This window comes from Biomaibacter sp. TOL, assembly GCF_059717795.1.
The window spans coordinates 3,036,077-3,061,143 of sequence record NZ_AP046092.1; the positions used below are offsets into that span (position 1 = coordinate 3,036,077).

The 25,067-nt window shown below is 42.4% G+C and carries 28 protein-coding genes and 1 riboswitch; of the genes, 24 read left to right on the plus strand and 4 right to left on the minus strand.

Features of this window, described 5'->3' with window-relative positions:
* Positions 1-24 precede the first annotated feature (24 nt).
* The 12 genes from AC6I1H_RS14970 (at position 25) to feoB (AC6I1H_RS15025) (ending at position 13,067) form a co-directional block, all read left to right on the plus strand.
* The gene (locus AC6I1H_RS14970) at positions 25-708 is read left to right on the plus strand and encodes an ABC transporter ATP-binding protein (protein ID WP_497738326.1); all 684 of its coding nucleotides are present in this window, start codon (positions 25-27) and stop codon (positions 706-708) included.
* Positions 705-3,119, plus strand: coding sequence for an ABC transporter permease (locus AC6I1H_RS14975; protein WP_497738327.1), 2,415 nt, complete (start codon positions 705-707; stop codon positions 3,117-3,119). Before AC6I1H_RS14970 ends, AC6I1H_RS14975 begins: the two co-directional genes overlap by 4 nt.
* A 303-nt stretch (positions 3,120-3,422) precedes the next feature.
* The gene (gene smpB, locus AC6I1H_RS14980; RefSeq protein ID WP_497740821.1) at positions 3,423-3,896 is read left to right on the plus strand and encodes an SsrA-binding protein SmpB; all 474 of its coding nucleotides are present in this window, start codon (positions 3,423-3,425) and stop codon (positions 3,894-3,896) included.
* Between the two features lie 74 nt (positions 3,897-3,970).
* The gene (locus AC6I1H_RS14985; protein ID WP_497738328.1) at positions 3,971-4,186 is read left to right on the plus strand and encodes an FmdB family zinc ribbon protein; all 216 of its coding nucleotides are present in this window, start codon (positions 3,971-3,973) and stop codon (positions 4,184-4,186) included.
* A gap of 67 nt (positions 4,187-4,253) precedes the next feature.
* A riboswitch (molybdenum cofactor riboswitch) is annotated at positions 4,254-4,370 on the plus strand.
* Positions 4,371-4,445: 75 nt separating this feature from the next.
* Positions 4,446-6,077, plus strand: a complete 1,632-nt coding sequence (gene pruA, locus AC6I1H_RS14990) for an L-glutamate gamma-semialdehyde dehydrogenase (RefSeq protein ID WP_497738329.1) — start codon at positions 4,446-4,448, stop codon at positions 6,075-6,077.
* A 144-nt stretch (positions 6,078-6,221) separates the two neighbouring features.
* Positions 6,222-7,124: a metal ABC transporter substrate-binding protein gene (locus tag AC6I1H_RS14995; RefSeq protein ID WP_497738330.1), complete on the plus strand. Its 903-nt coding sequence runs from the start codon at positions 6,222-6,224 to the stop codon at positions 7,122-7,124.
* 208 nt (positions 7,125-7,332) lie between these two features.
* On the plus strand, positions 7,333-8,004 hold the full coding sequence (locus AC6I1H_RS15000; RefSeq protein ID WP_497738331.1) for a metal-dependent transcriptional regulator: 672 nt from the start codon (positions 7,333-7,335) through the stop codon (positions 8,002-8,004).
* Positions 7,994-8,236 carry a FeoA family protein gene (locus AC6I1H_RS15005; protein ID WP_497738332.1) on the plus strand — a complete coding sequence of 81 codons (243 nt, stop codon included), beginning with the start codon at positions 7,994-7,996 and terminating at the stop codon, positions 8,234-8,236. Before AC6I1H_RS15000 ends, AC6I1H_RS15005 begins: the two co-directional genes overlap by 11 nt.
* A gap of 49 nt (positions 8,237-8,285) precedes the next feature.
* The gene (gene feoB, locus AC6I1H_RS15010; RefSeq protein ID WP_497738333.1) at positions 8,286-10,340 is read left to right on the plus strand and encodes a ferrous iron transport protein B; all 2,055 of its coding nucleotides are present in this window, start codon (positions 8,286-8,288) and stop codon (positions 10,338-10,340) included.
* A gap of 46 nt (positions 10,341-10,386) precedes the next feature.
* A complete protein-coding gene (locus tag AC6I1H_RS15015) occupies positions 10,387-10,533 on the plus strand; it encodes a hypothetical protein (protein WP_497738334.1) in 147 nt (48 codons plus the stop codon).
* Positions 10,534-10,744: 211 nt separating this feature from the next.
* On the plus strand, positions 10,745-11,050 hold the full coding sequence (locus tag AC6I1H_RS15020) for a FeoA family protein (RefSeq protein WP_497738335.1): 306 nt from the start codon (positions 10,745-10,747) through the stop codon (positions 11,048-11,050).
* A 37-nt stretch (positions 11,051-11,087) separates the two neighbouring features.
* On the plus strand, positions 11,088-13,067 hold the full coding sequence (gene feoB, locus AC6I1H_RS15025; protein WP_497738336.1) for a ferrous iron transport protein B: 1,980 nt from the start codon (positions 11,088-11,090) through the stop codon (positions 13,065-13,067).
* Positions 13,068-13,226: 159 nt separating this feature from the next.
* On the opposite strand, the gene AC6I1H_RS15030 is transcribed toward feoB (AC6I1H_RS15025), so the two are convergent.
* Entirely contained in the window at positions 13,227-14,057 is an 831-nt protein-coding gene (locus AC6I1H_RS15030) for an MBL fold metallo-hydrolase (RefSeq protein WP_497738337.1), read from the minus strand.
* A 317-nt stretch (positions 14,058-14,374) separates the two neighbouring features.
* Here AC6I1H_RS15030 and AC6I1H_RS15035 point away from each other — a divergent pair, with 317 nt between their 5' ends.
* A complete protein-coding gene (locus AC6I1H_RS15035) occupies positions 14,375-15,010 on the plus strand; it encodes a DUF1847 domain-containing protein (RefSeq protein ID WP_497738338.1) in 636 nt (211 codons plus the stop codon).
* A 99-nt stretch (positions 15,011-15,109) separates the two neighbouring features.
* Here the strand turns inward: AC6I1H_RS15035 and AC6I1H_RS15040 are convergent, their stop codons facing one another.
* Positions 15,110-15,496, minus strand: coding sequence for a hypothetical protein (locus AC6I1H_RS15040; RefSeq protein ID WP_497738339.1), 387 nt, complete (start codon positions 15,494-15,496; stop codon positions 15,110-15,112).
* Positions 15,483-16,895 carry a [FeFe] hydrogenase H-cluster radical SAM maturase HydG gene (gene hydG, locus AC6I1H_RS15045; protein ID WP_497738340.1) on the minus strand — a complete coding sequence of 471 codons (1,413 nt, stop codon included), beginning with the start codon at positions 16,893-16,895 and terminating at the stop codon, positions 15,483-15,485. The genes AC6I1H_RS15040 and hydG overlap by 14 nt, the downstream gene beginning before the upstream one ends.
* A gap of 444 nt (positions 16,896-17,339) precedes the next feature.
* Between hydG and AC6I1H_RS15050 the strand changes: the two genes are divergently transcribed.
* The 5 genes from AC6I1H_RS15050 to AC6I1H_RS15070 all read left to right on the plus strand — a co-directional run bounded on the left by AC6I1H_RS15050 (position 17,340) and on the right by AC6I1H_RS15070 (position 21,052).
* Positions 17,340-18,407, plus strand: a complete 1,068-nt coding sequence (locus AC6I1H_RS15050) for a permease (RefSeq protein ID WP_497738341.1) — start codon at positions 17,340-17,342, stop codon at positions 18,405-18,407.
* A 41-nt stretch (positions 18,408-18,448) separates the two neighbouring features.
* Entirely contained in the window at positions 18,449-18,688 is a 240-nt protein-coding gene (locus AC6I1H_RS15055) for a thioredoxin family protein (protein ID WP_497738342.1), read from the plus strand.
* Positions 18,689-18,771: 83 nt separating this feature from the next.
* Positions 18,772-19,230: an MOSC domain-containing protein gene (locus AC6I1H_RS15060; RefSeq protein WP_497738343.1), complete on the plus strand. Its 459-nt coding sequence runs from the start codon at positions 18,772-18,774 to the stop codon at positions 19,228-19,230.
* A 5-nt stretch (positions 19,231-19,235) separates the two neighbouring features.
* The gene (locus AC6I1H_RS15065) at positions 19,236-20,099 is read left to right on the plus strand and encodes a damage-control phosphatase ARMT1 family protein (RefSeq protein WP_497738344.1); all 864 of its coding nucleotides are present in this window, start codon (positions 19,236-19,238) and stop codon (positions 20,097-20,099) included.
* Positions 20,100-20,113: 14 nt separating this feature from the next.
* Positions 20,114-21,052, plus strand: coding sequence for a radical SAM protein (locus tag AC6I1H_RS15070; RefSeq protein ID WP_497738345.1), 939 nt, complete (start codon positions 20,114-20,116; stop codon positions 21,050-21,052).
* A gap of 21 nt (positions 21,053-21,073) precedes the next feature.
* On the opposite strand, the gene AC6I1H_RS15075 is transcribed toward AC6I1H_RS15070, so the two are convergent.
* Positions 21,074-21,448 carry an iron-sulfur cluster assembly scaffold protein gene (locus tag AC6I1H_RS15075; protein ID WP_497738346.1) on the minus strand — a complete coding sequence of 125 codons (375 nt, stop codon included), beginning with the start codon at positions 21,446-21,448 and terminating at the stop codon, positions 21,074-21,076.
* 175 nt (positions 21,449-21,623) lie between these two features.
* On the opposite strand from AC6I1H_RS15075, the gene AC6I1H_RS15080 reads away from it, so the two are divergent.
* From AC6I1H_RS15080 to AC6I1H_RS15105, 6 genes are all read left to right on the plus strand, one after another.
* Positions 21,624-21,983, plus strand: coding sequence for a DUF134 domain-containing protein (locus AC6I1H_RS15080; protein ID WP_497738347.1), 360 nt, complete (start codon positions 21,624-21,626; stop codon positions 21,981-21,983).
* Between the two features lie 25 nt (positions 21,984-22,008).
* On the plus strand, positions 22,009-22,455 hold the full coding sequence (locus tag AC6I1H_RS15085; protein WP_497738348.1) for a Fur family transcriptional regulator: 447 nt from the start codon (positions 22,009-22,011) through the stop codon (positions 22,453-22,455).
* 140 nt (positions 22,456-22,595) lie between these two features.
* Positions 22,596-23,435 carry a P-loop NTPase gene (locus AC6I1H_RS15090; protein ID WP_497738349.1) on the plus strand — a complete coding sequence of 280 codons (840 nt, stop codon included), beginning with the start codon at positions 22,596-22,598 and terminating at the stop codon, positions 23,433-23,435.
* A 98-nt stretch (positions 23,436-23,533) separates the two neighbouring features.
* A complete protein-coding gene (locus AC6I1H_RS15095) occupies positions 23,534-23,932 on the plus strand; it encodes a DUF5320 domain-containing protein (protein ID WP_497738350.1) in 399 nt (132 codons plus the stop codon).
* Between the two features lie 228 nt (positions 23,933-24,160).
* Positions 24,161-24,517 (plus strand): NifB/NifX family molybdenum-iron cluster-binding protein, encoded by a 357-nt coding sequence (locus tag AC6I1H_RS15100; RefSeq protein WP_497738351.1) that lies wholly within the window; start codon positions 24,161-24,163, stop codon positions 24,515-24,517.
* A 160-nt stretch (positions 24,518-24,677) separates the two neighbouring features.
* On the plus strand, positions 24,678-25,046 hold the full coding sequence (locus AC6I1H_RS15105; protein ID WP_497738352.1) for a NifB/NifX family molybdenum-iron cluster-binding protein: 369 nt from the start codon (positions 24,678-24,680) through the stop codon (positions 25,044-25,046).
* Positions 25,047-25,067 lie beyond the last annotated feature (21 nt).

Genomic DNA, 25,067 nt, shown 5'->3' on the forward strand with positions numbered 1-25,067 from the left:
CAAATAGTAAGCTGAGGTGGAAGAATGGAAATACTTAGAGTCGAAAGCTTGTCAAAAACGTACGGAGAAGGTGAAACAAGGGTGATTGCTCTGCAAAATGTATCCTTCTCCGTCTCAAAAGGCGAATTTGTTTTAGTCGTCGGCCCGTCGGGTTCGGGGAAAACCACACTTCTTAATCTGATCGGCGCGTTGGACACTCCGACATCCGGCAGGGTGTTCATAGACGGCCGGGATGTATTCGCAATGAAAGAAGAGGATCTGTCGGTTTTCCGAAGGCGCAGCATAGGCTTTGTTTTTCAGGCATACAACCTGGTCCCTGAATTAAATGTTGAGGAAAACATAATTCTGCCGCTGTTGCTGGACTACAGGAAGCCGGACCAGCAGTACATTAATGAGCTGCTGGATTTGCTGGGCCTTTCGGACAGGAAACACCACCTTCCCAACCAGTTGTCGGGAGGGCAGCAGCAGCGGGTTGCCATAGGTCGGGCACTGGCAAGCAGACCGGCGATTATTCTGGCGGATGAGCCCACAGGAAACCTTGACAGCAAAAACAGCAGAGAGATAGTAAATCTGATGAAGCTGTCCGTTGAAAAGTATAAACAGACCCTCATTATGATTACTCACAACCCGAATTTCGCTGCCCTTGCGGACAGGATATTCAATGTGGAGGATGGTATTGTAACCGAACTGGGAGGTAAGGGAAAATGAGGAATTATCTTGCCCTTGTCCCCAAATACATGGCTGCCCATAAAAAGAGGACCGGCCTTGCCATCATCAGTGTTGCCCTGTCCGTGGCTCTTGTGACCGGTATCTTCTCCATGCTGGACGTGTTCCTGCGGTTTGAAAAAATACAGGTGATCCATGATTATGGGAATTACCACCTTTTGATTAAAGACGCCTCCGCTCAAGAAATGCAGGCCATTGCAAGCCGGATCGATGTGGAAGAGGCCGGAAGGTGGATAGAACTTGGACAGGCAAATATAAATGGCGTAAGATGTGCAGTGGGTGCCCTTGACGAAAATCTTGCGGACAATCTAAATATAAAGGTGATTGCCGGTAAATACCCTTCGGCTGAAAATGAAATAATGCTGGAACAGTGGGCGGTTGAAAGCCATCGCCTGAATGTGAAAATAAACGACACCGTCAGGATTTCCTCACCGGACAATGTGGAAAGAGAGTTTAAAGTCAGCGGAATATACAATGACCTGGCCAATATGAAGGCCAAGGCCGTTCCGGGAGTATTGATGTCTATTGATGGCGCTGCTATGGTGAAGCCCGAGGCAGAATTATCATACATAATTTTATTTAAACGCGGGGTAAAGATATTAAATGCAGAAAAGGAAATAAAAGACACATTAAAGATAGCCGATGGCAGGATTGAGCGCAACGAACGCCTTCTCGCAGTCATAGGGCAGAGCAAGCACAAGGCGGCTGTCGGAATTTATACGACAGGAGCCATCCTGTTTTTGATAGTCCTGATCGCCGGCGTCATGATGATATATAATACCTTCAATATTTCAGTCATGGAAAGGGTTAGGCAGTTTGGGCTTTTAAGGTGCATCGGCGCGTCACGGGATCAGATCAGAAAACTTGTGCAAAGAGAAGGGCTTGCCATAACGCTGAGGGCCATTCCTATCGGTGTAGTTTCGGGCATAATCGTTGCTTTTGTATGCTCGGCCATATTGAAGTTTTATAACAGCAGCCTTTTTGCCGGAATGCCGTTGTTTAATATCAGCGTCTCAGGAATCGGGGCGGGAATTGCCACGGGATTTCTGACCGTATCCATAGCTTCTTTCCTGCCGGCCAAGAAAGCCGCGATGGTATCTCCTATCAATGCTGTGACCGGAAGAGGCGACATAAAAATATCCAGAAGCAAAAAACGCGGCCTTCTGACCAAAGTGTTCCGTGTGGAGATCGCCATGGGGATAAATAACGCCGTCATGAAAAAGAAGACACTTTTTTTGATGTCCTGTTCCATTGCGATCAGTATCATTTTGTTTTTGGGATTTCAAGTATTCGTAGATTTTATGCATGCGGGCATGAAAACCACTAAACCATACACTCCTGATATTTCTCTGACGTCAGAACAGGGTATAAGCGGCAATCTGTATAAAAAGCTGTCGGATATGGATGGGGTCAAGAAAGCGTACGGCAGAAGGTTTGCCTATGTGGAGGCTGCCTTTGATGTGGCAAGATTGACCGAGGCATATAAAAAGCAGGTGGGAGAAATCAAGATACAAGATAACGGCCTTTTTGTTCCTCCTGAAAACTCCTGGCTCATCTCCTATGACAGGAATCAATTGAACTGGGCAAAACGGGACTTGATCGACGGCACCCTCGATGAAGATAAGCTGAATGCCCGAAACGGCATCATAGCGGTTATGACCAATGTAAGAAAAGGTATCACAATAAATACCGTTAACCTGCAGCTTGGTGATAAGGTTTATATTAAAACCCCTGCCGGGATTAGAGAATTGACCGTAATGGGCAGGCTGCGTTCGGTGCCCTTCAATGATTCCAGGCTGAACCTTGCAACTTTTATCGTAACGGAAAAACTGTTCACGGAGCTGGCCGGAGAATCACCGTACCAGATAATAGATATACAGCTTAAAAAGAGAAATCAGGAGCAAACGGTGAAAGAAATAAAAGGCATGCTGGACAGTTCCATAACGCTCCATGATGCGCGCCAGAAAAATGCCGAGCTTGACCAGGCTTTTCTTACAATGGCGGTTTTTGTATACGGTTTTGTGGCGGTCATTGCTTTAATCAGTATTCTGAACATCATCAACACCATGAATACCAGCGTCGCGTCAAAGACCAGGTATCTGGGGGTCATGCGGGCTGTCGGCATGTCGGGTGCCCAAATGGATAAAATGATTTTGGCGGAAGCGGCAACGTACAGCCTGACCGGATGCCTCGCCGGGTGCGTTTTGGGAGTCATGCTGCAGAGAGCACTCATTGCGGATTTGCTTTCATCGTTTCGCATCGTCTGGAGATTTCCTTTGGCCCAGATCATCTTGATATGGATTCTCACCCTGCTCGTGACGGCCCTTTCCGTCATAAGCCCATTGAAGCGCATCAAGGCCAGAGGCATCTCTGAGGTCATAGGGTCATTGTAGCAATATATATTTCACCTCAAATCAGAACCAAATTTCCCAACGCTAAGGTTATATATTATATACGTTTTTGAGCTGGCTTTTTCCAGCAAAGCCAGGCAAAATGAGGTTTACCGGAAAATCCTGAGCGAACAAATGTAAATCTTTTGCGGCGGCATAAAATCTATGATATAATTAATGGGAAATCTTTTAAACAAGAACCCAAAACCATCGCACATATTCGGCAACTGGTGAACAGCCCTATGCTGCTTTAATGGCGATGGCGGAAGAATGAAAGATTTTTTGACAGTCAATATAAGCGGAGGTATGGCAGTGGAGAAAAAGTCCAGGGATCTGGTGACAAATAGGAAAGCCCGGCACGATTATCATATATTGGAAACATATGAGGCTGGTATTGCTCTTTCCGGGACTGAAGTAAAATCTCTAAGGGCGGGGAAGGGCAACCTGAAGGATAGCTACGCCGGGGTGGAAAAGGGAGAGCTGCTTCTTTACAACATGCACATCAGCCCTTACGAAAAGGGCAATATCTTCAATAAAGACCCTTTGCGCACCAGAAAGCTCCTCATGCACCGGCGGGAAATAAACCGCCTCTTCGGCCTTGTGAAGGAAAAAGGTGTAACTTTGATTCCGCTGAGGGTCTACCTTAACGAGCGGGGTCTTGTGAAGGTTGAACTGGCTGTGGCAAAAGGAAAAACCCTTTACGACCGCCGGGAAGACATAAAACGGAAAGATGCCGAGCGCGAGATGGAAAAAGCTTTTAAAGAATACAATATGAAGTAGGATGAATTTTTATAAGTATTTTTATTTGGCTTATTTGGCGATTAATGATATAAATAGTTAAGGAAGGGATTTATATGCCGACCTTTGATTTTAAATGCAATCTGTGCGGACACAGGTTCAGCGATTTTGTTTCTATAAAAGACAAAGACAAAGTCCGCTGTCCCGAATGTGGAGGAACGGCCAGCCAGCGCTTTACCGGATTTATGTATATTAGCGGGAGCGGGTCAACTTCCTCGGACTCCGGAGGTTGCAGCGGCGGCAGCTGCAGCACCTGCGGCGGCTGCCATTAAAAAACGCTTGACATGGTACACTCAGTATATTAAAATAAAATTAAAAAAATTAAATATTTGTCATCTGTTTCAGTCTCTTCGAGTCTTTCAACCTACAGATTCAGTCCAGGGTTCTAAGACCGATAGGGTGTAGCTGGAAACGGTTGCGCCTCCCGGTGTGGAAAGAAGAGAGTGCGGATAACATTTGGGAAAAGAGTAGTCCGCCCTTGTGATTTCCACAGGGCGGATTTTTTATCTTAAAAAAAGGAGGTATTTTTAAATGGCAAACGGCATTTTTAAACTGGAAAGGCCTCAAAATGAGCGGACTTTAAATTATGCACCCGGAAGTGATGAAAAAGCAGTCTTAAAAAAGCAACTAAAAAGGATGAGATCGGAAGAAATTGAAATCCCCCTTATCATTGGAGGCAAGGAAATCAGGACCGGAAATACAGGGAAATGCATCATTCCCCATGATAGGCACCATGTGCTGGCTACCTATCATAAAGCCGGGAAAAGAGAAATTCAAATGGCAATTGATGCGGCCCTGAAGGCCAAAAGCGAATGGGAAAATATGCCATGGGAATATAGAGCCTCAATATTCCTGAAGGCGGCGGAAATGGCCTCAGGACCATGGCGGCCTGTTCTCAACGGCGCCACAATGCTGAACCAGAGCAAGACCGTTTACCAGGCGGAAATAGATTCTGCGTGTGAATTGATAGACTATTTGAGATTCAATGTTTATTATATGACCCAAATATATGGCGAGCAGCCGTTTCCATCACAAAATGCCTGGAACAGGATGGAGTACAGGCCTCTGGAAGGGTATGTTTTTGCAGTGACTCCTTTCAATTTTACCGCAATAGCATGCAATCTGATAACCGCACCGGCAATGATGGGCAATGTGGTTTTGTGGAAGCCCGCATCTACGGCGGTTTATTCTGGATATTATCTTATGAAAATGTTGCAGGAAGCCGGCCTGCCCGATGGAGTTATAAATTTCATACCGGGTTCGGGAGAGGAGGTGGGTGCCCCGGCTATGAGCAATGAATGGCTTGCGGGAATAAACTTCACCGGCTCTACGGAAGTTTTTCGCAGCATGTGGGGAACTGTGGCCGCAAATATCAGAAGATACAGGGGTTATCCGAGAATTGTCGGGGAGACCGGCGGCAAAGACTTCGTATTTGCCCATAATTCTGCGGACATTGAAGCGTTGGTGACGGCCTTAATAAGAGGTGCTTTTGAATATCAGGGTCAGAAGTGTTCCGCAGCTTCGAGAGCGTATATTCCAGAAAGCATCTGGCCTGCGGTGAAGGAAAAGCTGATTCAGGATATATCCAACATAAAGATGGGGGATGTGGAAGATTTCACCAACTTCATGAGTGCTGTCATCGATCATAATGCTTTTAATTCAATTAAATCCTATATCAATTTTGCCCAGAACTCTTCGGATGCTGAAATCATCTGCGGCGGCGGGTGCGACGACAGCAAAGGGTTTTTTATAGAGCCGACGGTTATACTTACCACAAACCCGAAGTTTAAAACCATGCAAGAAGAGATTTTCGGGCCGGTCCTTACAATATATGTCTATAAAGATGATGAACTTGACGAGATTCTGGAACTATGTGATACCACTTCGCCCTACGGTCTTACTGGTTCCATCTTCGCGCGGGATAGGAGTGCAATAATTAAAATGGAGCGGAGGCTATGTCATGCAGCTGGCAACTTTTATATAAACAACAAGCCCACGGGAGCAGTGATAGGGCAACAACCTTTCGGAGGTAGCAGAGCTTCCGGAACAAACGACAAAGCAGGCAGTAAAATAAATTTATTGCGGTGGACGAGCGTGCGGACAATAAGTGAAACTTTTACTCCGCCAATGGAATACAGATATCCCTTTATGGATGAAGCATAATTGATTAGTTTACATTGGAAAAATAAGCCCCGTTTTCAAGTTTTGAAGACGGGGCGGCTTTTTTGCATACTATTGACACCGGATGGAAATTATATATAATGATATTAAAAGCAAATGCAAATAATTTGCAATTAGGAGGTCCTTATGAAAAGGTTTAAAAAAGCGTTAGTATTCATTGCAATTTTTTCCCTGATTTTTACAGTGGCCGGTTGTGCTGCAAAAAGAGCCGATTATGCTCCTGCCAAAGTTGATTCAAGTCGTCATGTCATTTATACTACCTTTTATCCGCTGTATGATTTTACTAAAAAGATAGTAGGGGACAGAGCGCAGGTAGAGAACATTATACCGGCAGGAGTGGAACCCCATGATTATGAACCTTCCCCAAAGCAAATAGCCGGGATTTATGATGCCAGGGTATTCGTATTTCTTGGAGATGTCATGGAACCCTGGGCCCAAAAGCTGGAAGGCCAGCTAAGGGATAAGGGGATAACTGTAGTGGAAGCGGGAAAAGGCCTTATAGAAAATCATGACCCTCACATCTGGCTGGATCCCATCCTTTCTAAAGAAATAGCCCGCCGTATATATGATGCGGTGGCTGCCGCAGATGCCAACAACAAATCCTATTATGAAGAAAACTTCAATGAACTGCTGGCAAAACTGGATGAACTGGACAAAAGCTATCGAGAAAACCTGGCAAACCTGAAGAGAAAAGAGTTTATTACATCCCATGCGGCATTTGGCTATATGGCAAAAAGGTACGGTTTGGTACAGATACCAATTTCAGGGCTTTCGCCTCAGGAGGAACCTTCACCTAAGAAAATGGCAGAGCTGATCGAAGTGTGCCGGCAAAAGAATATAAAATACATTTTCTTTGAAACCCTGGTAAGCCCAAAACTTTCCGAAAGCCTTGCCCGGGAGGTGGGGGCCAAAACCCTGGTATTAAACCCCATAGGCGGGCTTACATCTGAAGAAATAAAGGCCGGTGAGGATTATTTTTCAATTATGCAGGAAAATCTCGAAAACCTTAAAAAGGCTTTGACTGAATGAAAAAGACCTGGTCTCAGGAGCATATCGGATATTAAAAACTTATGTTTGTTATTTCTACTTTCACCATAGGCACAGGATTATATGTAGCCGGTCTTTTTTATATCATTTTTTTATTGACAAAATTGTTTTTTTACTATAATATTTAATTAAAGCAATGAGAATGAATATCAATCACAAAGTTAGCCTAACCTAACATGGAGATGAGATGATGAGCGAAGCAATTTCTATCTCACCGGCACTGGAAGATTACCTTGAGGTAATATTGAATCTTTCGGAAAAAAACGATACGGTAAGAATCACGGACCTGGCAGAAAGATTGAACATGGCAAAGGCCAGCGTGACTCAGGCAGTGAGCACTCTCGCATCGTTGAAGCTGCTGAAACATGAAAAGTATGGCCCCATAGAACTGACACCCATGGGAAAGAAAGAGGCGGAAAAAATTCGAACAAGACACCGCATTTTAAAAAAGTTTCTCATCGAAGTATTAAAAGTAGACCCCCGAATCGCAGAAAAGGACGCATGCCTCATGGAACATGTGATAAGCCAGGTAACAATGGGAAAGCTGGTGGAATTTCTTGAAACCGAGCTTAATGAAAAAAATATAATTGAAAAGGAGATGGAGAATGTGGAGGTCATTAATGCAAAGGCATTGAGCGAACTTACTCCAGGCGCCAGGGCAAAAGTCATAAGGGTTGCCGCAAAAGACCTAATCCGCCGCCGCATCATGGATATGGGCATCGTGCCCGGCACGGAAATCTTCGTGGAAGGTATAGCACCTCTTGGAGACCCGATGGAAATAAGGGTTCGGGGGTACCATCTGACCCTGAGGAAGAACGAGGCTTCAAGCATTTTTGTCGAGGTGATGCGAGATGATATCTGATACCGGAGCTGTATTGCCGCTGGGGCTGGTGCCCGCAGGGAGAAGGGTCGTAATAAAAGATATAATCGGAGGGGAATGCATGCGCAGGAGATTAATTGAAATGGGTTTTAACAGAGGAGCGACCGTTAGAGTCATCGCGAACGAAAACGGCCCGCTCATTGTAGCGCTGGAAGAAAGCCGTATGGTTTTGGGCCACGGGATGGCTCAGAAAGTGATTGTACAGGAGGCTTAAAAAATTTTAAGCATATGTTAGGCTAACCTAACTATAAGGGGGAAGATTGATGGAAAATCTGAACACCGTTAAAAAAGAAAAGGAAATTGTCGTTGCTCTGGTGGGGAATCCCAATTCAGGCAAGACCAGTTTATTTAATGCATTGACTGGGGCGAGACAGCATGTGGGAAACTGGCCGGGAGTGACGGTTGAAAAAAAGGAAGGCAGGCTGGATTTCGACGGCACGGCCGTTCGAGTGATTGACCTGCCGGGCACGTACAGCCTTGGCGCATATTCCGAAGATGAGGTCATAACGCGTGACTATATTTTAAAAGAAAGCCCCGATGTGGTCATAAATGTGATAGATTCCACCAATCTGGAGAGAAATCTATACTTGACCGTTCAACTTCTGGAAATGCACGCGAATGTGGTGCTGGCATTAAATATGTTTGACGAAGCCAGGGCCAAAAAGATAGAAATTGATGCGGCCAGATTATCGGCTTTACTGGATGTGCCGGTAGCTGTCACCGTAGCCACAAAAAATGAAGGCATCAAGGAATTGATAGAAAAGGCAATTTCAGCCTCTAAAAAAGCAGCAAAAAGCAGTTTCAGAATAAATTACGGTCGGGATATAGAAGAAGAAATAGCAAAAATTGAATCGATTATATATGTTTACCCGGAAATCGCAAATAAGTATCCGCCGCGGTGGCTGGCAGTCAAGCTGCTTGAAGAAGACAAGCGTATTTTAGAAGAAATAAATAAAGACAATTTTATAAAACATGTGTCAGATCAACTTGAAAAAAGCAAAAGCCATTTAATGGAGATTTCCGGCGAGGATGCCGAGACAATCATAGCGGATAGAAGATACGGCTTTATATCAGGCTTAGAAAAGGAATTTGTCAGGAAGTATCAGACCGCGGAACAGAGATATACTCTGTCTGACAAAATCGATAGAGTCGTGACAAACCGCTATCTGGGCATTCCCATATTTCTTTTTGCCATGTGGTCTGTATTTCAATTTACATTCAAACTTGGCGATCCTATGATAGGATGGGTTGAAACGCTGTTTGAGGGTCTGAGCGATATAGTATCAGGCGTCGCAGAAAACATTGGCGCTCCCGATCTGGTCGTCTCTTTATTGGTCGACGGCGTCATAGGAGGAGTAGGGTCTGTGCTGGTGTTCATCCCGCCCATATTCCTGCTGTTTCTTGCCATATCGATCCTGGAAGACAGCGGATACATGGCCCGCGCAGCTTATGTCATGGACAGATTGATGCACGCACTAGGCCTGCATGGCAAATCCTTCATACCCCTGTTGATCGGTTTTGGTTGCAATGTTCCCGGCATTATGGCTACCAGGACGCTGGAAAATAAACAGGATAGATTGATTACAATATTGATAAATCCGTTTATGTCATGTTCGGCAAGGCTTCCAGTATATGTATTGTTTACCGGGGCATTTTTTGCAGAATATCAGGGCTGGGTAATATTTTCATTGTATTTATTAGGAATAGTTCTTGCCATAATTATGGGCAAGATCTTCAAGAAATACCTTTTCAAAGGCGAGACATCGCATTTTGTGATGGAGCTTCCACCGTATCGTGTACCTACTTTAAAAGGTTTATTTATTCATATGTGGGAAAGGGGAAGTTCCTTTATAAAAAAGGCAGGAACAATAATTTTTTCGGTGGTTGTGCTAATATGGGCCCTTTCAAACCTGCCCCTTGGGGTAGAATATGCCAGCAGTGAAAGTTTAATCGGCAGGCTGGGAGCTATGATAGCACCGGTACTTTCGCCCGCTGGGTTTGGCACATGGCAGGCTGCGGCATCGCTCATTTTCGGAATTCTGGCAAAAGAAGTGGTGGTCGGAACACTGGCTGTAGTATACGGCGTGGAAGAGGCAGGCCTTGTAGAAGTAATCCGCCAGCATTTTACACCTCTTTCAGCCTATGCATTTATGGTTATGACTTTGCTATATATCCCGTGTGTGGCCACCATCGGCGCTATAAAGAGGGAAACCAATTCATGGAAGTGGACGGCCTTTGCCATCGGCTACAGCCTGGTGCTGGGATGGCTCTTGGCGGTATTGGTTTTTCAGGCAGGCAGGCTTTTGGGTTTTAGTTGATTAAAATGATGAATTTGATAAATACGGTGCATGGAGGAAAAAAATAATGAAAATGGTGTTTTTAATTGGAATTATTTCTTTGGCGGGTATCTTTCTGATACGCCGCTTTTCATTGCAGTTCAGAAACTCGGGATGTTCCGGATGCCCCGGATGCGGAAAGGCGTGCGGGACAAATTTTAAGGATAAAAAATGAAATAAGGTCTATATATAGTTAGATATAGTTAGCAATAGTCAGTGGTCTGCGACTCCTATGAAAATGAGCGCAGGCCTTTTTTGTAAGCGGGTTTTATAAAACTTTTTTAAGCATAATATGAAAACGATTATTTGACAAAAAACGATAATGAGTGTTACAATTTTATTGAGAACATTGATAATTGTTTTCAATTACGGGGAGGTGTATATGCATGGATTCGGATGTAAAGCAAAAAAGTGAAAATTATTCACTTATGCATAAAGATATAAATGATGTCCGCAATAACGGCTATGTTCAGCTTACATCTTTAAAAGAAGGCGATGAGGGGGAGATTGCGGTTATAAGAGCAGGCAGGGCAGCGACACAGAGGCTCAATGAGATGGGCCTTGTGCCGGAAACGAGGATAAAGGTTTTGAGAAAAGGCGCATTGAAAGGCCCGATCGAAATCGGGGTGAGAAATTCACGCCTGATAATAGGTGCTGGCCTTGCTTCAAAAATATATATAAGGATTATTTAAAGTTATTCAAATTGCAATGTAGAAGGGGCTAAAATTTATGAAGGAAGAGATCGTAATAGCGCTGGCAGGCAACGCTAATGTAGGCAAAAGTGTGATATTCAATCACCTTACCGGTTTAAACCAGATAATCGGCAATTGGCCCGGCAAAACGGTCGAAAGAGCTGAAGGCATATTAAAATTTAAGGGCAGGATTGTAAGAATCATTGACCTGCCAGGAATTTATTCGCTTTCTGCCTATTCGCAGGAAGAAATTATTTCAATGGAGTTTATAGCATTCGAGAAACCGGATGTCGTTATAAACGTTGTAGATGCGTCGAATCTTGAGAGGAATCTGTTTCTTACCATTCAGCTATTGGAATTACATGTCCCCATGGTGCTGGCTTTAAATCAGATTGATTTTGCGCGCAATAAGGGGATTGAAATAGATGCCAAAAAGCTTTCTGAAATGCTAGGCATACCCGTCGTGAAAACTGTCGCTACAAGAGGAAAAGGGCTTGACGCATTGTTGAGCACGGCTTTGGAAGTTGCGGATTCGGCCAGGAATGCCGCCGATATGGGAACTTACGATATCGGTAAGGAAAAATTGCTTAAATATAGGGAAGAAATTAATGATGCAGTAAAGAAAATCTGCAATATATTGTTTAGGCAGAATATCGATGTTTTAAAATCGTATCATCCCCTATGGCTCTCATTGAAACTGATAGAGCAGGACAAATATGTAGAAGAAAAAATAAAAAGAGAAGCCGGTAAAGACAGGGCATACATGGAAATTCAAACTGAAATTGCAACGTTGCAGAAGAAATTTGACCAACCTCTTTCAACCATAGTGACATCGGACCGATACAGGATTGCCTCACGTATTGCGGAAAATAGCACAAAAAGAATTTTAAATAAAATCATATTCAATGATTTGATAGACAATGTGGCAATGGATAAACTGTGGGGATATGTATTGATGGCATTTATTATATTTTTGTCATTCTACGGCATATTCAAGTTTGGAGAATATTTTTCGGGGGTGCTTTCAGACTTTTTCGAACGGTTCAGGCCGCTCGTGTACAATGCAAACATTTCCGGCATTTATAAAGATATTTTGTGGGCCGGAATAATTGAAGGATTTGTCTCTGCGGTCACAATTGTGCTGCCGTATATATTGCCGTTTTATATTTTTCTTGCAATACTTGAGAATTCGGGATACCTTGCAAGAATAGCATTTTTAATGGATAAAATAATGCATAAGGTGGGGCTGCACGGCAAAGCCCTTATTCCAATACTCATGGGATTAGGCTGCAATGTGCCGGCAGTGCTCGGGGCGAAAATTCTCGAAACCGACAGAGAAATATTTATTGCATCGTTTATGTCTACTCTTGTGCCGTGTTCGGCCAGGCTGGTAATCATCCTGGGCACCATAGGCGTCTTTATGGGGCCTCAGTATGCGCTTTTGGTCTTTGCTCTGGATGTTTTAATTGTCTATACGGCAGCATTTTTTGCAGATAAAATGGTTCCGGGCAAAGCGTACGACCTCATCATGGAACTTCCGGACTACAGGATGCCGGCCTTGAAACCCACATTAAAGCAGACGTGGTTCAGGATTAAGGATTTCTTGTATGTGGCGCTTCCAATTATAGTCACTGGAAGCCTTGCGCTTGAAATATTAAAAGCCCTGAATGTATTCAAATATATAACCGCCCTTACAGACCCTGTCGTTGAAGGATGGCTGGGGCTACCTTCGGTGGCAGGCATTGTCCTGATATTCGGATTGCTCCGAAAGGAACTGACTCTCATAATGCTTCTTACTCTTTCCGGAGCAACATCGGCCGCCGCCGTCCTGACGCCGCAGCAGATGCTGGTTTTTGGAATAATAACCATGATTTATATACCGTGTATTGCCACGATCGCAGCGCTAAAAAAGACAGTTGGGTGGATGAAGACCGTATTGATTGTTTTTATAGAAATTTTCGGCGCCATACTGATAGGAGGCATATTGAACCAGATTCTAAACCTGATTTCAGTTTAAAACTTGATTCTGCCGTTAATATAAAGTTATGGATAAGCCCTCAACCGGCCCAAAAGCATTGTTGAGGGCTATATTTACGAATGCCTACATGCTCCACTCCATGTAGACATATTGTAACATTAAAATAGCCACATAACAACAAGACATATCATAATATTTTTAAGACTCTATCACAGTTCCCACATTGCAGAAGAAAAATCTTTCCCCGAATTCCTGTGCCAGGCGCATCGAGGCTTTTAATCCTGTGCAATGGGAAACTCCAATGTGTTCGATATCAAATTCCTTTAAAGCCTTGATGCTTTTTTCTTGCTGTTCTTCACTTACTGCCCCCAGATGGGTCCCGCCGATAATGGTGCAAATATGATTTTGGCCAGTTCGCTCAATGGCGTGGTTGATAATATTTATTATGCCTGCATGTGCACAACCGAGTATGATAAAAAGACCCTTTTCGGTTTCAATGACTAATGATTGGTCATCCATAATAGGATCCCGCTCAAAACCGTTGTCTGTGTTAATTACAAGATCTTTATCTCCCTTTTCGAAATCGGTCTTTCTGGGCACCTCTCCTGTCAGCGATAATCCTGGCACAATCTCCTGCCAGGCCGTATTGAAGTGGAAACGAGCACCTCTATTTTCCAGGACTGAACGGGAAAAGGGAAGCCCGATATGTATTACTTTTTTATTTCTGATGGAGAAACTTTCTTTAAAAAGTTCGGGATGAGCATATACATCCACCGGCCCCGTAACCGACAGGACGTCCAGAAGACCTCCCGTATGATCATAGTGATGATGGCTGAGTATAATGCCTTTAATCGTTGACAGGTTGATTTTAAAAATTCGCGCATTGTTGATAATTGCTTTGCCCTGCCCTGTATCAAAAAGAAAATTGCCATGGTTGGTTTCCAGAAATATGGACCATCCGTGTTCGGCTATGGCGCCGACATTGCTAGTCACGTAATTTTCACAAAGAACCGTAGCTTTTAATTTCATTAAAGTAACCCTTTCTTTTTTTAATTTCCGGCCTGATAGATATAATCCCGGCATATTATGGTCATATGCTCATTATATCCAAATATATAATAACACTCCTATGGGTGTAAGTCAATTACCTGTAGATATTGATTTACTGAAAAGATTATTTTTTCAGGATAATTATTATTGACATATGTCCATAATAATATTATAATGTTATTATAATCTTGTCAGGTTGCTGTTGGTAATAATCGTCTGTATAAAAATGTGTCTGTGTATTTGTATTTAACAAAAGATGGGGAAAATCATTAATATAACACGAAGGAGTGGAGAAAATGTATTCCTGTGCCCAATGTGCCATTCATTCATGCAGAACCGGCGATATGTCAAAAGCTCCTAAAAACTGTCCGTGCCTTGAAAATGAGAAGGATGAAATATTAAAAAAGTATTTCGAAGATGGAAATCTTAAATTAGCTTATTCTTCGGCATTGGTTGAAAGCGAGGGTTACTGCAAAAAAACAAGAATAGAAGAGATTATGGACTTTTCCAGGAAATGCGGATTTAGAAACTTAGGAATAGCATTCTGTATAGGTCTTAGCCAGGAAGCTAAAATAGTAGCTGAAATACTGACCGCCAACGGATTTGAGGTTAATTCGATTGCTTGCAAAAACTGTAGTATTCCTAAAGAAACTATAAATATAAGAGAAAATGAAAAAGTACATCCGAATACTTATGAACCAATGTGCAACCCTATTGGCCAGGCGTTTTTCTTAAATAAAGCCGGAACCGATTTAAACATAATTTTAGGCCTTTGTGTCGGGCATGATTCGCTTTTCATAAAGTATTCAGAGGCACCGATTACAGTCCTGGCGGTTAAGGATAGAGTGCTGGGTCATAATCCGTTAGCTGCCATTTACCTTTCGAAGGGTTATTACAAAACCAAACTTTTTCCTGAGAACATGGGAAAATAACTGCAACCGTCAACTGAGGCTTAAAAAATATAGACCACTGGGTCGGGACAAAGAATGTTCCCGTCCGGTGGTCTATATATTATAAAGGTCCATTAAATCTCATGACATAAAACAGAATCTAGGCGCAACACCGCTGTCGGCTGCCGGAAATTCGCCATGGGTATCCTGAACAATGGTAACAAGTCTGAATAGATCTAATAGAGCTGCTTTTTCTTCAGGAGATATGGCTGTAAAATTTTGTAAAAACACAGCATAATCGTCAAGATAAATTATTTTTTCCGGTGGATTATACGTTTCTTTTCCAGCTCCCGCTATATACGCCCATCGTTTCCCAAAGCGCCGGGCAAACCATATTTTTGTGCCGGGATAAAATTTGGAGACCGCCTCGGCCATTTTTTGCAAAGAACTCTTTAAGTTGGGGGCATCCAAGGCGTCTTTCAGATTTTGCCTCAACAGCTCCTTAAAATCAGCTCTAAACATATACATCACGCTGGCCCTGCTCTATGAGGTCCAATTTCTTTTGTATAAATTGCCTTCTCTCAGGGCTTTCCTTTTCAAAGGCTTTCAGTTGATTTTCAATAGCCTTTTCTCCTGCAATTTTCGTCTCTTCTGAGGCATAGTCCAGTAGATATTCTTTAAAGGTCAATACGGCATTGGGCATACAATATTTTTGAACGAAACCCGGTTTTGCAAGGGACATAAAGTGTTCCCCGGTCCTGCCGGACCTATAACCAGCCGTACAGAAGGATGGAATACAGTCCATGCTGCAAACTTCTCGAATCACTTCGTCCAGAGACCTTATATCCCCCAGATGGAATTGTTCCCTTTCGGGGATATACCCTTTTTCCGCTTCTGCATAGCCGCCTATGCCAATCCTGGAGCCTGCATCTATCTGGGAAACTCCAAGAGGGATAACCTCTCTTCTTATCTCCGGGCTTTCCCTGGCTGTCAAAATCATGCCTGTATAGGGGACCGAAAGGCGGATTATGGCTACCAGTTTTTTGAAATCATCATTCGACACCTTATACTTCGCATTTTGTATAAATGGCGTATCCAGCGCCGGTTCCAGGCGCGGGAAGGAGATTGTATGCGGTCCTATGCCGCCAAAAGTTTTTTCCAGATGGATCGTATGATAGAGTAGCCCCATGACTTCGAACTTCCAATCGTAAAGCCCGAAAAGTGCTCCAATACCCACGTCGTCTATGCCTGCTTCCATAGCCCTGTCAAGGCCGTAAAGTCTCCACTGATAGTCGCTCTTTATGTCTCCCTTAGGATGGAGTTTTTTATAGGTTTCATGATGGTATGTCTCCTGGAATATCTGAAATGTTCCTATCCCTGCTTCGTGTAATTTTTTATAACCTTCCACCGTCATGGGGGAAGCATTGATATTTACCCGGCGGATCTCGCCTCTGCCCACCTTGGTATCATAAACCACCCTTATGGTGTGGGCTATAAAATCCGCATCATAATCGGGATGTTCGCCATAGACCAGTATTAACCTTTTATGGCCTTTGCTTTCCAGTATTCTGACTTCTTCCCTCAATTCATCATCAGTTAGAGTCTTTCGTTCAATGGATTTATTATCCCGCCTAAAACCACAGTAAAGACAATTGTTAATGCATTTATTCCCAACATAAAGCGGAGCAAAAAATACAATCCTGTTTCCGTAAATTTCTTCCTTCACCTTTCTTGCCAGTGAAAACATTTCCTGCAGCAAATCCGGATCTTCTACCTGCAACAGTTTTGCCGTTTCCCTGGGTTCTAACCGGACTTTTTCCTGGGATTTGGCGAGAATTTCACGAATCTCCGCAGGTTCTGGATGTTCGGCTTCTTTTAAAAGCCTTTCGATTTCCTCGTCATTGATAAAGTCTTTGACCTCACTCATTAAAAAAACCTCCTTTTTTTTAATAACCGGAGGTTAAGCAATAAGCTTATGATGTTTAACCTCCTCAACCTCAGAATTACTCCACGGTTTCAGAATAATAAGCCATTTCCTCGAGGTTGGCACAAAGCCTCCCTTTCAGAATGTCTGTGCAATTCATTTTCATTATAGCACGAGCTGCCGTTTCAGTCAAGGGTTTCCAACATTTTATCACAAATTTTAAAATAATTATTATTGACATATGTTCACAACAATAATATAATATTATCTGCAAGTTATGAACAAATGACCGTTAAATGAAACTTTCAAGGTGAGAAAAAATGAAAAAAAAGAGATGTACTTGCAAGTGGCATGGGACATAAAACAAATATTGTTTTAAAGCAAATTTAGATTTTTAATTATATAGTCTTTAAAAAGTAAAGTTAAATGATTTTGGAGGCGATAAAAGTGCATGAAAACGAAAATGTGAATATTTTTGATAACAAAGATAAGCAAATTAATGCATATAAAATATTAGTCCCGTGGACATTATTTACATTAGGTTTGTTAACTGTAATATATCCAAGATTTACAAATCATCCCCTTTTTCCTGTTTATCAATACGGTAATTTAAGAGATTTTGCTTTCTGGCAAATTCCTTTTGTGTATATATACAGTTATTGCACACGGGCATGGGGAGCTTTATTGTTTGCTTTCATGCTTGGAGGCATAATCAGCGGATTTGTACCCAGGGATAAAATGACCAAGTATATGGCTAGCAAAAATATAAGCTCGTATTTCTTGGCTGCATTGGCCGCACCTTTGTTGACCGTATGTTCATGTGCCATGATTCCTATTTTTGGAGGTTTGCTTATCTCCGGATCAGGTATCGGCCCTGCTTTAACATTTTTGCTAATGGCTCCTGCTGCAAATATTCTTGCTTTAATTTTTACATGGGAAATAATTTCTTGGAGAATTGCTGTCTTTAGATTTGTTTTTTCATTTGTCGGTGCAATTTTAATTGGCTGGATACTTTCTAAGACCCAAATTGGAAAAAAAGTAGAGGAGCAGTTTTCAGGGATAGAGAAGATGACTGCAGATAATATTGTAAAAAAGAGTTTTGAAGAAAAATCATGGAAAGCATTATTAGAAGCCTGGGACCTTGCGAAAAAGGTCATTCCATATTTATTCGCAGGAGTTTTTGTAGTAAGTTTTATTGAAGCTTATTTACCACCTCAGTTAGTTGCTCATTATCTTAAAGGAACATTGGGAGTGGTTTTAGGTGCGGTTATTGGTGTCCCTACGTATACTCCTACTTTAGTTGAAGTGTTCTTAATAAAAGCCATGCTGAAGTTAGGAATGGAACCGGCTGCAGCTCTTGCTTTCCTGATAGGTGCTCCAATGGCATCAATACCTTCTATGATGGGTGTCTCAAAAATTGTAGGATGGAATTTGGTTATAAGATATGCGGTACTGTCAATTATCGTAGCTGCAATTGCAGGGTTGGTTTATCTCAACACGGTTGTAATATTATAGTTTTCAAATAAAAAAACTAATTGAAAGGAGAAATAAAAATTATGAAGATTGAAGTCTATGGAGGCGGTTGCGCCAAATGCAAAAAGACTTTGGAAAATGCCAAAAAAGCAGTGGATGAGCTAGGGGTTGAAGCAGAAGTAATTCCAATTTTTGACAAGATTGCTACAATTAAAAAGGGTATTACGGACACTCCTGCTCTGGTCATTGATGGTAAGCTAAAAATTGCGGGGTCAGTGCCGGATAAGGAAGATATAATAAAACTGCTTAAGGAGAATTTATAGAAAATGGCAAAATGAATAATTAAGTTCAGGCCTTCAGCCAGTTTTGGCTGAAGGCCTGAACTTAGAATAGGAGGCTGCTTAGATTGATAACCGGTAAAATATCAGGTGTTTGCGTTAGCTCCACCCGAGGTACAAGCAAAAAGAATATTGAGAAAGGCTATCTGCTAAAAGACTATGGGTTGGTCGGAGATGCTCATGCAGGTTCAGAACGCCAAGTAAGCTTGCTTATGGCCGAACAAATTGAAGAAATGGCTAAAAAACAACATATTGATATAAGACCCGGGGATTTTGCGGAAAATATAACTGTACAGGGAATTGACCTGACAAATGTAAAGACAGGTACTCATTTGCAGTTGGGAGAAAGTGAGATAGAAGTGATTGAGATAGGCAAGCACGGGGCAGAGAACCATACGTTTTCCTTTCATGGCATGGCTCTGTTGGTTGACAAAGGCATCTTCTGTCGGGTGATAAAAAGCGGCAGAGTTAAAGTGGGAGATGAAGTTAGGATAATAAACTCACCTGAGAACCATGAAAGGAGTTAAATTAAATGAAACTATATTTAGACTGCATACCGTGCTTTCAAAAACAGGCCTTATATGCGACAAAGGATCTGGATAATCAATTGCGGGCAAAGATATTAAAAAAAGTCATGTATCTTTTATATAACATCGGCTGGGAACTTACACCGGATGAAATTGCCCATAAAGTATACAATTTAGTCCGGGGAGAGACAGGAATAGCAGACCCATATAAAGAAATTAAAAAAAAGAGCAATGAAACGGCACTGGAACTGTATTCTAAACTGAAAATGGAATTGAAAAAAGTTCGAAAAAAAGATCGGCTTTACATTGCTGTAAATCTTGCTATAGCCGGGAATATCATAGATTTTGGTCCGGCGTTCGAGTTTGATCTGGAAAAAACCATAGAAGAGGTATTGAATAAAAAACCGGCTATTGATAATTTTGATATATTGCTGAAGAAGATTATGTCGTCCCAGAGCCTTCTGTATTTTGCGGACAATGCTGGAGAAATAGTATTGGATAAGATATTTATTGAAGAAATGTTAGAAGCAAGGGAAAAACCTTTTAAATATATTTCATTCGTAGTAAAGGGCGGTCCTATAATCAATGATGCCATGATGGATGATGCACATGAGGTCGGGATAAATAAACTCCCCAATGTGGTTTTTTATAGGCTGGGAAACGGCCAAGAATGTACTGGGCCTAACCGGCGGGATGATGATGTAAAAGAGTGGATCAGGCAGCACGATCTGGTGATTTCCAAAGGTCAGGGAAATTTTGAAGGTTTGAGCGAAAATAGCGGTATATGTTTCATGTTAATGGCAAAATGCCCGGTAATAGCGAAAGAGCTCGGCGTTAATATTATGGATACAGTTATAAAATGTCAATAAGGGAGAGAAAAACATTGATAGTATTCGGGCCTGTTCCATCAAGACGGTTGGGAAGAAGTGTTGGAATAAACAACATTCCTCCAAAAATCTGCAGCTATGCCTGTGTTTATTGTCAGTTGGGGAGAACTTTAAAAATGCAGATAGAAAGAAAAGCCTATTATAATGTGGAAGATATCGCAAAAGAAGTAAGGGAAAAGATTGAGGAATTAAAAGAGAGAGGTGAGAAAATAGATTATCTCACATTTGTTTCCGATGGCGAGCCGACCCTGGATGTAAACATTGGAAATGAAATTGAAGCTTTGAAGCCTCTGGGCTTAAAAATAGCCGTCATAACTAATTCGTCGTTGATATGGCGGGAGGATGTGAGAAAAGAACTATCAAAAGCTGATTGGGTTTCTTTAAAAGTAGATGCCGCAACCGATGAAATATGGCATAAGATTGACAGGCCCTATAGAAAATTATGCCATGATGATATTTTCGACGGCATGATGCGTTTTTCCGAAAATTATGAAGGGTTTCTTGCTACAGAAACAATGCTTGTGAAAGGAATAAACGACAGCGAGCAAGAATTAGAAAAAATAGCAAAAGTTTTAGCTAAATTAAAACCCGATAAGGCATATATTTCTATACCCACAAGACCCCCTGCAGAAAAAAAGGTTCTTCCCCCGGAAGAATATAAAATAAATATTGCCTATCAGATTTTTAAGCAGAAGGGTATAAGCTCAGAATATCTGATAGGCTATGAAGGAAATGAATTTTCTTCAACAGGAAGTATCGAAGAAGATTTGCTGAATATAACAGCAGTGCATCCCATGAAAAAACCTGCGATTGAGCAACTATTACAAAAATGTAATTGTGACTGGGATGTCATCAATAAGCTGATTGATGAACAGAAACTGATAAAATTTGAATACCGAAATGAGACATTTTATATGAGAAAATTATCAAACTGAAGATAGCGAAAATAACTACAATTAGTTATCCGGATGAGTATCTAAATAATCCTCTATGGCAAGATGAAGAGCTCCGGCCCCCAAATTGGAACAATGAGTTTTTTCTTCCGGAAGAGCGCCGATGGCCTCCGGGATATCGTCATCCGTAATTTCTAACGCTTCCTCCAGGGTTTTGCCTATGGCAAGCTCCGTCATGATGCTGCTGGTGGCAATAGCGGCAGGACAGCCTTGAATGAGAAATTTAACATCTACTAAACGCCCATCTTTTACCTTTATATAAACCCTTAAAAAATCGCCGCATGAAGGGTCGCCGTATTGCCCTATACCATCCGCATCGGGAATTTCACCCACATTTCTGGGATTGAAAAAATGATCGAGCACCTTATCGGTATACATAATTTTGCCCCCTCGAATTATTTATGAAATTTATAATGTTCATTATCAATATAATACTATATTGGTCATATGTCAATAATATAAAGAATATTATTGTTGACATAAGTTCATAATAGTATTATAATAAAATCAAAGAGTTATGAACAAGTGACCATAACAAGAGAGGAGAGAAAAAGTGCCAAGACCACCGAAATGGCGCAGAGTGGAGTTTTTGCCCGACATAACATATTTTAAGCCTGCGGGAGTACCGCTCCGGCAGCTGGAAGAAGTTATCCTGACGGTTGAAGAGCTGGAAGCCATTCGATTAAAGGATCTGGAGGGGCTGGAGCAGGAAGAATGTGCCGAGAGGATGGGCATTTCCAGGCCCACCTTCTTCAGGATAATAAATTCAGCCCGCAGCAAAGTGGCCGAGGCCCTCGTAAAAGGAAAGGCCATTAGAATAGAAGGTGGGAAATATCAGTTTTCACCAGCAGGAAATCGCCGGGGATGGTGCCATGGCCACCGCCAAAGAGGGCCGTTTGGTTATTTAGATTAAACCTGGGATAAAAGGCAGTGAAAGAATGATGAAATCTGTTGTTGCAGAAAAAATACAAGGGAAAACATGGCAATGGACGCCTCAGCGCAAGACCGTATTTTCAGTTATTGCAAACAGTGGAAAGAAACATCTTACGGCAGAAGAGATTTATTTGATATCGAAAAAAGTTATGCCAACTATAGGATTGGCAACCGTATACCGGACTTTAGAACTATTTTGTACAGAAGGTATCCTACAAAAATTTAATCTACCAAATGAGCCTGCCAGGTATGAGTTACTGGAGGAAGATAATAACGCTCATTGCCATTATGTGTGCCTGGGATGCGGTAAGATTTTCGAAATGCCTTTACAAAAGGACTCATCCTCATCAGATGCAGAAAATGATGTCATAAAAGATTTTACAATAACGACCAGATCATGTTGGTATTTTGGATACTGCAAAAACTGTATTGATAAAGCTAAAATAAAATAGCAACTGGCAAATTGTTACACTTAGAAATCGAAAATAGCTTTTATTAATTTAGAATGTACCGTGACATTTTTGCCATATGCTGAATGCTGTATCTGCGGTTCGAATATCCTAAATAATTATAAAAGAAAGGGTGTATTTGAATGAATCAAAATGAAGCCGCAACTAAAAAAGATGGAGAGGAAACAACCCATACTGCCCCGGGAGTAGACAAAATCCCTGCAGGCGAATTAAACCGCATAAAAAACGTTATAGCGATAATGAGCGGGAAAGGCGGGGTGGGCAAGTCCACGGTCACCGGGCTTTTGGCTGTAAGCCTGCAAAGGGAAGGGTATAAAGTGGGCATCCTTGATGCCGATATTACCGGCCCCAGTATACCCAGGATGTTCGGTGTAAAAAAACGCCCTGAGAGTATAGGTTTTGGATTAATGCCGCCCGAAAGCTCATCGGGAATTCGGATAATGTCGCTGAACCTGTTGCTGGAAAATGAAGATGACCCTGTCATATGGAGAGGTCCTCTTATTGCAAACGCGATAAAGCAGTTCTGGACCGATGTGATCTGGGGAGACCTTGACTTTTTGCTCATTGACCTTCCTCCGGGCACCGGTGATGCACCGCTTACCGTCATGCAGTCTTTGCCTGTGGACGGATTGATTATTGTCTCATCACCTCAGGATCTGGTTGTGATGGTGGTAAAGAAGGCAATAAATATGACAAGAATGATGGGAGTTCCGGTATTGGGCCTTGTGGAAAATTACAGCTACCTGGTTTGCCCAAAGTGTGGCGAGAAGATAAAAGTATTCGGTGAAAGCCGCGGAAAGGAAGCTGCAGAGCAGGTGCAAATCCCATATCTGGGTTCCCTGCCATTAGATTACAAACTTGCCGAGTTGTGCGATAGCGGCAGCATAGAAATGTACAATAGCGATGAAATAAAAGGTATGGCAGAATGGGTAAGGGATCTGGAACGTCTTAAAAAGAGATAAATAAAAAGCCACTTGACTGCCGGAGATGGCCGGCGCCTTCGGCAGCTAACTTAGTATTTTAGACTCAAATTGAGATTCTTCGAAAGGAGGTGAAAAACATGCCAAGAGGCGATGGAACGGGCCCCCTGGGGCTTGGCCCCATGACCGGCAGAGCCGCCGGTTTCTGCGCCGGTTTTCCGGTACCGGGCTATATGAACCCTGTCGGGAGATTCTGGAGAAGAGCGATAGGTTATGGCCGTGGCCTCGGGCTTGGTGCCGGCCGGGGATGGAGGTGGCGCTACTATGCCACTGGACTGCCGTTTTGGGCAAGGGGATATTACCCTTTTGACCCTGCGGCGGTATATCCTGCCGTCGAGGATGAACAAAAGTATGAGGCAGAAGCCCTTTCTCAGGAGGCCAAAATCTTAAAGGAGCAGCTAAAAGAAATAGAAGCGCGATTGGAAGAGCTCAAAAGGGCAAAAAAAGAAGGCCCTGATGAAGAAAAAGGCCAGGATTAAGAAAAATCAGGCTCATTGGCAGAGGCAGGTAGCAGCCTGCCCTGCCACATCTTTACAAACAATTAAACAAAAAGATATTTAAAATTTAGCTGTATATTATATTATTATAATTATAACATATTTATAACATATTTTGAGCCAAATATCTAAATTTTCTCCGTCGGAAAAGAGGGGGCATTTTCATAAAAGTATGGAAGCCCTAAATTAAAAAAGCGAGGGATTTAACTTATGAAAGTTGCTGTTACAGCCGCAGGCAAAGATCTGGATTCCATGGTGGACGAAAGATTCGGCCGCTGCAGGTTTTTTATTTTTGCGGATTCTGATACAAAAGAATTTGAAGCCGTGGAAAATGAATATGCGAGCGGCGCCCACGGCACGGGTGTTCAGGTGGCGCAGTTCATAGTAGATAAGGGGATTTCCGCCCTTATAACCGGGAACGTGGGTCCAAACGCCATGAGGGTATTGACGGAATCCGGAATAGAAGTATATACAGCCCATTCTATGAGCGTAAAAGAGGCGCTGGAACATTTTGAAAAAGGCAAATTGAGCATGGCTTCTGGTCCAACGACAAAACCGCATATGTAAAAAGACAAAAAGTGAGTCATTTCTGGCAGAAGAGCGACTTTCTACACTAAGTTCCACACTATAATATATTGTCCATGCCGTAAAATGTGGCACAAACAAGAATGAATTTTCGAAAGGTGACGTTTCATATTAATCAATCTATAGATTGGAGGAATTTTTCATGAAAATAGCCATAGCTACCGAAGGAAATGTAGTTTCAGCCCATTTCGGGCACTGTCCCCAGTATACCATATATGATGTGGACGAAAAACAAAACAAGATAAACTCGAAAAAGATAATTGAAAACCCGGGTCATCAGCCGGGTTTCCTGCCCGGGTATCTGGCAGAATTAGGAGTCAACTGCATTATAGCCGGGGGCATGGGCCCAAGGGCTCAGGAACTGTTCGCCCAGAATAATATAGAAACCATAACCGGTGTTTCCGGCAGAGTGGACGATGTAATACAGGAATATCTCAAAGGAAATATTGCGGGCAGCGGCAACCTGTGCGATCACGGAGAAGGAGACCATTGCGGACACTGCTCCCACTGAAGCTCAAGATAATTTCCAAAT

What these genes read in the sequence shown, in the direction of transcription:
- AC6I1H_RS15075 (WP_497738346.1), bottom strand. Translation starts at nt 21,448, where the DNA reads ATGTATACCGATAAGGTGCTCGATCATTTTTTCAATCCCAGAAATGTG.
- feoB (WP_497738333.1), top strand. Translation starts at nt 8,286, where the DNA reads ATGGAAAATCTGAACACCGTTAAAAAAGAAAAGGAAATTGTCGTTGCT.
- AC6I1H_RS14970 (WP_497738326.1), top strand. Translation starts at nt 25, where the DNA reads ATGGAAATACTTAGAGTCGAAAGCTTGTCAAAAACGTACGGAGAAGGT.
- pruA (WP_497738329.1), top strand. Translation starts at nt 4,446, where the DNA reads ATGGCAAACGGCATTTTTAAACTGGAAAGGCCTCAAAATGAGCGGACT.
- AC6I1H_RS15015 (WP_497738334.1), top strand. Translation starts at nt 10,387, where the DNA reads ATGAAAATGGTGTTTTTAATTGGAATTATTTCTTTGGCGGGTATCTTT.
- AC6I1H_RS15095 (WP_497738350.1), top strand. Translation starts at nt 23,534, where the DNA reads ATGCCAAGAGGCGATGGAACGGGCCCCCTGGGGCTTGGCCCCATGACC.
- AC6I1H_RS15040 (WP_497738339.1), bottom strand. Translation starts at nt 15,496, where the DNA reads ATGTATATGTTTAGAGCTGATTTTAAGGAGCTGTTGAGGCAAAATCTG.
- AC6I1H_RS15085 (WP_497738348.1), top strand. Translation starts at nt 22,009, where the DNA reads ATGATGAAATCTGTTGTTGCAGAAAAAATACAAGGGAAAACATGGCAA.
- AC6I1H_RS15065 (WP_497738344.1), top strand. Translation starts at nt 19,236, where the DNA reads ATGAAACTATATTTAGACTGCATACCGTGCTTTCAAAAACAGGCCTTA.
- hydG (WP_497738340.1), bottom strand. Translation starts at nt 16,895, where the DNA reads ATGAGTGAGGTCAAAGACTTTATCAATGACGAGGAAATCGAAAGGCTT.
- AC6I1H_RS15000 (WP_497738331.1), top strand. Translation starts at nt 7,333, where the DNA reads ATGAGCGAAGCAATTTCTATCTCACCGGCACTGGAAGATTACCTTGAG.
- AC6I1H_RS15005 (WP_497738332.1), top strand. Translation starts at nt 7,994, where the DNA reads ATGATATCTGATACCGGAGCTGTATTGCCGCTGGGGCTGGTGCCCGCA.
- AC6I1H_RS14995 (WP_497738330.1), top strand. Translation starts at nt 6,222, where the DNA reads ATGAAAAGGTTTAAAAAAGCGTTAGTATTCATTGCAATTTTTTCCCTG.
- feoB (WP_497738336.1), top strand. Translation starts at nt 11,088, where the DNA reads ATGAAGGAAGAGATCGTAATAGCGCTGGCAGGCAACGCTAATGTAGGC.
- AC6I1H_RS15100 (WP_497738351.1), top strand. Translation starts at nt 24,161, where the DNA reads ATGAAAGTTGCTGTTACAGCCGCAGGCAAAGATCTGGATTCCATGGTG.
- smpB (WP_497740821.1), top strand. Translation starts at nt 3,423, where the DNA reads ATGGCAGTGGAGAAAAAGTCCAGGGATCTGGTGACAAATAGGAAAGCC.
- AC6I1H_RS14975 (WP_497738327.1), top strand. Translation starts at nt 705, where the DNA reads ATGAGGAATTATCTTGCCCTTGTCCCCAAATACATGGCTGCCCATAAA.
- AC6I1H_RS15030 (WP_497738337.1), bottom strand. Translation starts at nt 14,057, where the DNA reads ATGAAATTAAAAGCTACGGTTCTTTGTGAAAATTACGTGACTAGCAAT.
- AC6I1H_RS15020 (WP_497738335.1), top strand. Translation starts at nt 10,745, where the DNA reads ATGGATTCGGATGTAAAGCAAAAAAGTGAAAATTATTCACTTATGCAT.
- AC6I1H_RS14985 (WP_497738328.1), top strand. Translation starts at nt 3,971, where the DNA reads ATGCCGACCTTTGATTTTAAATGCAATCTGTGCGGACACAGGTTCAGC.
- AC6I1H_RS15035 (WP_497738338.1), top strand. Translation starts at nt 14,375, where the DNA reads ATGTATTCCTGTGCCCAATGTGCCATTCATTCATGCAGAACCGGCGAT.
- AC6I1H_RS15090 (WP_497738349.1), top strand. Translation starts at nt 22,596, where the DNA reads ATGAATCAAAATGAAGCCGCAACTAAAAAAGATGGAGAGGAAACAACC.
- AC6I1H_RS15055 (WP_497738342.1), top strand. Translation starts at nt 18,449, where the DNA reads ATGAAGATTGAAGTCTATGGAGGCGGTTGCGCCAAATGCAAAAAGACT.
- AC6I1H_RS15105 (WP_497738352.1), top strand. Translation starts at nt 24,678, where the DNA reads ATGAAAATAGCCATAGCTACCGAAGGAAATGTAGTTTCAGCCCATTTC.